Origin of the sequence: Vibrio sp. YT-16, from assembly GCF_033337405.1 — a bacterium.
Lineage (GTDB): Bacteria > Pseudomonadota > Gammaproteobacteria > Enterobacterales > Vibrionaceae > Vibrio > Vibrio alginolyticus.
Genome location: NZ_JAWOQQ010000034.1, coordinates 1 through 7173, shown reverse-complemented (window position 1 = coordinate 7173; position 7173 = coordinate 1). Strand labels below are relative to the sequence as shown.

Below are 7173 nucleotides of genomic sequence, written 5' to 3'. Positions count from 1 at the left end.
TGAATGGGTTCATGTGCAGCTCCATCAGCAAAAGGGGATGATAAGTTTATCACCACCGACTATTTGCAACAGTGCCCGATACAATGTCATTGATGCACCACATGCCGATCACCGCAGCTCTCGCTTCCGGTATAGCTTGGGTGTGGCTAGTACTGTCGAGAGCTTCTGACGCACTAGTCAAACCAACATTTACCGCATTATAAGATTGGGGAAGTGGGTCAGACAACTCCAACGCTAAATCTTTTAGTTGGGAGCTGGGAACAGGAACACCACCTTTTTCAAGATGGTGTATGATGACAGCGGCAGCATTGGCTGTGTTTAGACACACAGCCAATATACGAGCCTCCAGCTCATCGGCGGGCTGGGCTACCGCAAGCGAGGAAAAGACCGAGAGTAAAGCTGCTGCTATATTACGGCCGAGCGCGCTCATATGTGATGAACTTCACGGGATGGGTCTCACCATCTACCGCAGTTTGAATGGTGATAGACCCTTGACCTGCAACAAACTTTTTGTCGATGTATGACATCGGCAACGTCCGATCGCAGTTATATGGCTTGTGCATTACCGTCATGTGGACTTTTGTGGCAGATGCGAGGGCTTGCACGTACAGCTTTTCTCCACCAATGACAGCTATTCGTTGATCGCTGTCGTGATATTGATTGAGCACCGCACGTAGGTCCGGAACTACCGTGGCTCCAATGACGTCCTCGGGCTTCAAAGTCGAGGACACGACGTAAGATTCGCGCTCCGGAAGAATTCCCTTCTCTTTGATTCGTTCTTCAGCGCCTTCCTTCTTCATTTGCATATCGAGCATGTCTTTGTATGTGTTCTTCCCCATCACACACACTCGAATCTCTTTGGATATGGTGGTGAAGCGCTTCATGTCTTCCTTGCACGTCCAAGGGATTTGGCCATTCCGGCCAAATCCCCCAACAGGATCAACTGCAACAATAATCTCAACTGTTGGCATTAAAACTCAACCCCCAATGGTTGTTGTTCGATGTATTCCTTGCGGAATGTTGCAAGGTCCATCAATTTGATTGACGCCTTGCCGCTATTGTTCAAATCGTGCACTTTTTTGAGTTTGCCGCTGCTGCCGGAAATGCTGGCTGCGATGACGAGAGTTGTTTTTGCTGACACGCTGGTCTGCATTTCACCCCCTTCGGCCTCAATCATCTTCTCCAGCGCACCATCACGGAACCCCGTGATTACAACCTTCTGGCCAGCAAACCGCTTGCCGACGGCCACCTTCTGCTGGAATTTGATAATGGTGCTGATCTTCTCGAACAGCTCAGCATGACTAGCCATGCCCGCCATGATTTTGAAAGCTGTCTTGTCCTTGAACCCTTCAACAGTAACAATGAGGTCACGGTCATCTCCGGCGCCAATATCAAGCAAGGATGACTCTCTGTTGTAAGACTCTAAGAACTTGGACTCAACCAAGTCGCGTCGAACTACATCAATGATATGCTCAGACGAAGGATACCACTCAAAATCCTGCTCTTCCGCCTTCAAGTGCCTTACACGTTGTGCGGTTGAAAAGTTTAACTCACCTTGTTCGGCTAGCATGACGGAATGAGACATTTGGAACACCCTCTTAAGTTTCGATGTTCAAACTATCTCACGCTTTAAAAATCACGCAAATTTTGACATTAATATAGTGTCACTATACTAAATATTTATGGTTTAGTGTGTCCCACGCACTAATCAATCATGAAAAATCACGGTTAACGCCTGACGAACATACAAGGTCCGAGTCAAATGGGGTTATACTCGGGGTCGTCTCAGAAAACGGAATCTATGGTCACTCCCGTTTTTGCAACACCGATTTTGACGACAAGTTGGCTTGCTTGAATCTATCCGGCGTCTGAATGGGATTCCTAGATTCTACGTCAGTACTTCAAAAAGCATAATCAAAGCCTTGATAAATATGCATTCCTTCGAAATTCAGCTTTCACCCATTGGGTGAAAGAAAAGTGCTCAAAAATATGTTAAATTATCAGCTTTTATGACTCGATATATGGTAAAATAATAGTAAGAAAAGTAGTAAAAAGGGGTTCTAATTATGATTAATAAAATTGATTTCAAAGCTAAGAATCTAACATCAAATGCAGGTCTTTTTCTGCTCCTTGAGAATGCAAAAAGCAATGGGATTTTTGATTTTATTGAAAATGACCTCGTATTTGATAATGACTCAACAAATAAAATCAAGATGAATAATATAAAGACCATGCTCTGCGGTCACTTCATTGGCATTGATAAGTTAGAACGTCTAAAGCTACTTCAAAATGATCCCCTCGTCAACGAGTTTGATATTTCCGTAAAAGAACCTGAAACAGTGTCACGGTTTCTAGGAAACTTCAACTTCAAGACAACCCAAATGTTTAGAGACATTAATTTTAAAGTCTTTAAAAAACTGCTCACTAAAAGTAAATTGACATCCATTACGATTGATATTGATAGTAGTGTAATTAACGTAGAAGGTCATCAAGAAGGTGCGTCAAAAGGATATAATCCTAAGAAACTGGGAAACCGATGCTACAATATCCAATTTGCATTTTGCGACGAATTAAAAGCATATGTTACCGGATTTGTAAGAAGTGGCAATACTTACACTGCAAACGGTGCTGCGGAAATGATCAAAGAAATTGTTGCTAACATCAAATCAGACGATTTAGAAATTTTATTTCGAATGGATAGTGGCTACTTTGATGAAAAAATTATCGAAACGATAGAATCTCTTGGATGCAAATATTTAATTAAAGCCAAAAGTTATTCTACACTCACCTCACAAGCAACGAATTCATCAATTGTATTCGTTAAAGGAGAAGAAGGTAGAGAAACTACAGAACTGTATACAAAATTAGTTAAATGGGAAAAAGACAGAAGATTTGTCGTATCTCGCGTACTGAAACCAGAAAAAGAAAGAGCACAATTATCACTTTTAGAAGGTTCCGAATACGACTACTTTTTCTTTGTAACAAATACTACCTTGCTTTCTGAAAAAGTAGTTATATACTATGAAAAGCGTGGTAATGCTGAAAACTATATCAAAGAAGCCAAATACGACATGGCGGTGGGTCATCTCTTGCTAAAGTCATTTTGGGCGAATGAAGCCGTGTTTCAAATGATGATGCTTTCATATAACCTATTTTTGTTGTTCAAGTTTGATTCCTTGGACTCTTCAGAATACAGACAGCAAATAAAGACCTTTCGTTTGAAGTATGTATTTCTTGCAGCAAAAATAATCAAAACCGCAAGATATGTAATCATGAAGTTGTCGGAAAACTATCCGTACAAGGGAGTGTATGAAAAATGTCTGGTATAATAAGAATATCATCAATAAAATTGAGTGTTGCTCTGTGGATAACTTGCAGAGTTTATTAAGTATCATTGCAGCAAAGATGAAATCAATGATTTATCAAAAATGATTGAAAGGTGGTTGTAAATAATGTTACAATGTGTGAGAAGCAGTCTAAATTCTTCGTGAAATAGTGATTTTTGAAGCTAATAAAAAACACACGTGGAATTTAGGGACTATTCATGTTGTTGTTATTTCGTATCTTCCAGAATAAGGAATCCCATGGTTAAAAAATCACTGCGCCAGTTCACGCTGATGGCGACGGCAACCGTCACGCTGTTGTTAGGAAGTGTGCCGCTGTATGCGCAAACGGCGGACGTACAGCAAAAACTTGCCGAATTAGAGCGGCAGTCGGGAGGCAGACTGGGTGTGGCATTGATTAACACAGCAGATAATTCGCAAATACTTTATCGTGCTGATGAGCGCTTTGCGATGTGCAGCACCAGTAAAGTGATGGCCGCGGCCGCGGTGCTGAAGAAAAGTGAAAGCGAACCGAATCTGTTAAATCAGCGAGTTGAGATCAAAAAATCTGACCTTGTTAACTATAATCCGATTGCGGAAAAGCACGTCAATGGGACGATGTCACTGGCTGAGCTTAGCGCGGCCGCGCTACAGTACAGCGATAACGTGGCGATGAATAAGCTGATTGCTCACGTTGGCGGCCCGGCTAGCGTCACCGCGTTCGCCCGACAGCTGGGAGACGAAACGTTCCGTCTCGACCGTACCGAGCCGACGTTAAACACCGCCATTCCGGGCGATCCGCGTGATACCACTTCACCTCGGGCAATGGCGCAAACTCTGCGGAATCTGACGCTGGGTAAAGCATTGGGCGACAGCCAACGGGCGCAGCTGGTGACATGGATGAAAGGCAATACCACCGGTGCAGCGAGCATTCAGGCTGGACTGCCTGCTTCCTGGGTTGTGGGGGATAAAACCGGCAGCGGTGGCTATGGCACCACCAACGATATCGCGGTGATCTGGCCAAAAGATCGTGCGCCGCTGATTCTGGTCACTTACTTCACCCAGCCTCAACCTAAGGCAGAAAGCCGTCGCGATGTATTAGCGTCGGCGGCTAAAATCGTCACCGACGGTTTGTAATAGCGGAAACGGAATGGGGAAACTCATTCCGTTTTTGTTTATCGCCTTAGACGGCAAAAGTGCTGTCGCCCACCTGCGCTTGCGCATACCAGGCCATAAGCTCCGTGGTTCCTGGTTCTCCTTCCGCTGGAGCCCAGTGCGCATAGTCATCGGCAGCCACGGGTTGATAGCCACCGTGTTTTACTTCAAAAATTATGCCACCGGTATCCAGCGACAGCACGGCATGCCAGGTTCCTGCGGCCATCTCCAGCACCGTACAGGTTTCCCCCAATATCGCCCGATGGGTGACGGTACCCCGATCGTCAAAATTCAGCACCACGAAACGACCCCTTAATGGCAACAGTAGCTCGAAGGTGTGAGGGTGTCGGTGCGGGCGCACGTAGGTCCCAGGTCATATTCCTTCCGGCGTCCGGCATTTTACCGCCAGACAGCTCGGGATTCGTGATATCACCGTTCTTGCAGAATACGGTCAGAGGGAAAATACCCGCCGTGAGCATGCAGCGCTGATACGTCAGCACTATCAGTATCGTGAATTTGCCTGGCCCTGGACATTTCGCCTTACCCGTCTTTTATATACCCGGAGCTGGATAAGCAACGAACGTCCTGGCCTGCTTTTCGATCTGGCGACAGGGTGGCTTATGCAACATCGTATTATTCTCCCCGGAGCCACTACGCTGACCCGGTTGATTTCAGAGGTAAGGGAAAAGGCGACGTTGCGCCTGTGGAACAAACTGGCACTGATACCGTCAGCCGAACAGCGTTCACAGCTGGAGATGCTGCTGGGGCCAACTGATTGCAGCCGCCTGTCTTTACTGGAATCACTGAAAAAGGGCCCTGTGACCATCAGTGGTCCGGCGTTTAATGAAGCAATTGAACGCTGGAAAACTCTGAACGATTTTGGCCTGCATGCTGAAAACCTGAGTACACTCCCGGCTGTGCGCCTGAAAAATCTCGCACGTTATGCTGGTATGACTTCGGTGTTCAATATTGCCAGGATGTCACCGCAGAAAAGGATGGCGGTTCTGGTTGCCTTTGTCCTTGCATGGGAAACGCTGGCGCTGGATGATGCATTGGACGTTCTGGACGCCATGCTGGCCGTTATCATCCGTGACGCCAGAAAGATTGGGCAGAAAAAACGGCTCCGCTCGCTGAAGGATCTGGATAAATCTGCATTGGCGCTCGCCAGCGCATGTTCGTACCTGCTGAAAGAAGAAACACCGGACGAATCGATTCGTGCTGAGGTGTTCAGCTACATCCCAAGGCAAAAGCTGGCTGAAATCATCACGCTTGTCCGTGAAATTGCCCGGCCCTCAGACGATAATTTTCATGAAGAAATGGTGGAGCAGTACGGGCGCGTTCGTCGTTTCCTGCCCCATCTGCTGAATACCGTTAAATTTTCATCCGCACCTGCCGGGGTTACCACTCTGAATGCCTGTGACTACCTCAGCCGGGAGTTCAGCTCACGGCGGCAGTTTTTTGACGACGCACCAACGGAAATTATCAGTCGGTCATGGAAACGGCTGGTGATTAACAAGGAAAAACATATCACCCGCAGGGGATACACGCTCTGCTTTCTCAGTAAACTGCAGGATAGTCTGAGGCGGAGGGATGTCTACGTTACCGGCAGTAACCGGTGGGGAGATCCTCGTGCAAGATTACTACAGGGTGCTGACTGGCAGGCAAACCGGATTAAGGTTTATCGTTCTTTGGGGCACCCGACAGACCCGCAGGAAGCAATAAAATCTCTGGGTCATCAGCTTGATAGTCGTTACAGACAGGTTGCTGCACGTCTTTGCGAAAATGAGGCTGTCGAACTCGATGTTTCTGGCCCGAAGCCCCGGTTGACAATTTCTCCCCTCGCCAGTCTTGATGAGCCGGACAGTCTGAAACGACTGAGCAAAATGATCAGTGATCTACTCCCTCCGGTGGATTTAACGGAGTTGCTGCTCGAAATTAACGCCCATACCGGATTTGCTGATGAGTTTTTCCATGCTAGTGAAGCCAGTGCCAGAGTTGATGATCTGCCCGTCAGCATCAGCGCCGTGCTGATGGCTGAAGCCTGCAATATCGGTCTGGAACCACTGATCAGATCAAATGTTCCTGCACTGACCCGACACCGGCTGAACTGGACAAAAGCGAACTATCTGCGGGCTGAAACTATCACCAGCGCTAATGCCAGACTGGTTGATTTTCAGGCAACGCTGCCACTGGCACAGATATGGGGTGGAGGAGAAGTGGCATCTGCAGATGGAATGCGCTTTGTTACGCCAGTCAGAACAATCAATGCCGGACCGAACCGCAAATACTTTGGTAATAACAGAGGGATCACCTGGTACAACTTTGTGTCCGATCAGTATTCCGGCTTTCATGGCATCGTTATACCGGGGACGCTGAGGGACTCTATCTTTGTGCTGGAAGGTCTTCTGGAACAGGAGACCGGGCTGAATCCAACCGAAATTATGACCGATACAGCAGGTGCCAGCGAACTTGTCTTTGGCCTTTTCTGGCTGCTGGGATACCAGTTTTCTCCACGCCTGGCTGATGCCGGTGCTTCGGTTTTCTGGCGAATGGACCATGATGCCGACTATGGCGTGCTGAATGATATTGCCAGAGGGCAATCAGATCCCCGAAAAATAGGGCACTGTTGCAAATAGTCGGTGGTGATAAACTTATCATCCCCTTTTGCTGATGGAGCTGCACATGAACCCATTCA

The 7173-nt window shown here is 47.0% G+C and carries 6 protein-coding genes and 1 pseudogene; 3 read left to right on the top strand and 4 right to left on the bottom strand.

Annotated elements, in window-relative coordinates; all coding sequences use genetic code 11:
- Positions 1 to 49: 49 nt before the first annotated feature.
- The 3 genes from R7F07_RS24205 to R7F07_RS24195 all read right to left on the bottom strand — a co-directional run bounded on the left by R7F07_RS24205 (position 50) and on the right by R7F07_RS24195 (position 1585).
- Complete coding sequence (locus tag R7F07_RS24205; RefSeq protein ID WP_318110580.1) at positions 50 to 334, bottom strand: hypothetical protein; 285 nt, start codon at positions 332 to 334, stop codon at positions 50 to 52.
- Positions 335 to 410: 76 nt separating this feature from the next.
- Positions 411 to 971 carry a trimethoprim-resistant dihydrofolate reductase DfrA23 gene (gene dfrA23, locus R7F07_RS24200; RefSeq protein WP_001143450.1) on the bottom strand — a complete coding sequence of 187 codons (561 nt, stop codon included), beginning with the start codon at positions 969 to 971 and terminating at the stop codon, positions 411 to 413.
- Complete coding sequence (locus tag R7F07_RS24195) at positions 971 to 1585, bottom strand: BRCT domain-containing protein (protein ID WP_000019884.1); 615 nt, start codon at positions 1583 to 1585, stop codon at positions 971 to 973. The genes dfrA23 and R7F07_RS24195 overlap by 1 nt, the downstream gene beginning before the upstream one ends.
- Positions 1586 to 2066: 481 nt before the next feature.
- On the opposite strand from R7F07_RS24195, the gene R7F07_RS24190 reads away from it, so the two are divergent.
- Entirely contained in the window at positions 2067 to 3329 is a 1263-nt protein-coding gene (locus tag R7F07_RS24190; protein WP_172692113.1) for an IS1380-like element ISEcp1 family transposase, read from the top strand.
- 255 nt (positions 3330 to 3584) lie between these two features.
- A complete protein-coding gene (locus R7F07_RS24185) occupies positions 3585 to 4460 on the top strand; it encodes an extended-spectrum class A beta-lactamase CTX-M-15 (protein ID WP_000239590.1) in 876 nt (291 codons plus the stop codon).
- Between the two features lie 46 nt (positions 4461 to 4506).
- Here the strand turns inward: R7F07_RS24185 and R7F07_RS24180 are convergent, their stop codons facing one another.
- A complete protein-coding gene (locus tag R7F07_RS24180; protein WP_001393253.1) occupies positions 4507 to 4839 on the bottom strand; it encodes a WbuC family cupin fold metalloprotein in 333 nt (110 codons plus the stop codon).
- 25 nt (positions 4840 to 4864) lie between these two features.
- Here R7F07_RS24180 and R7F07_RS24175 point away from each other — a divergent pair.
- Positions 4865 to 7093: pseudogene (locus R7F07_RS24175) on the top strand (Tn3-like element Tn3 family transposase); the annotation flags it as partial.
- Positions 7094 to 7173 lie beyond the last annotated feature (80 nt).

What these genes read in the sequence shown, in the direction of transcription:
- R7F07_RS24190 (WP_172692113.1), top strand. Translation starts at nt 2,067, where the DNA reads ATGATTAATAAAATTGATTTCAAAGCTAAGAATCTAACATCAAATGCA.
- R7F07_RS24195 (WP_000019884.1), bottom strand. Translation starts at nt 1,585, where the DNA reads ATGTCTCATTCCGTCATGCTAGCCGAACAAGGTGAGTTAAACTTTTCA.
- dfrA23 (WP_001143450.1), bottom strand. Translation starts at nt 971, where the DNA reads ATGCCAACAGTTGAGATTATTGTTGCAGTTGATCCTGTTGGGGGATTT.
- R7F07_RS24185 (WP_000239590.1), top strand. Translation starts at nt 3,585, where the DNA reads ATGGTTAAAAAATCACTGCGCCAGTTCACGCTGATGGCGACGGCAACC.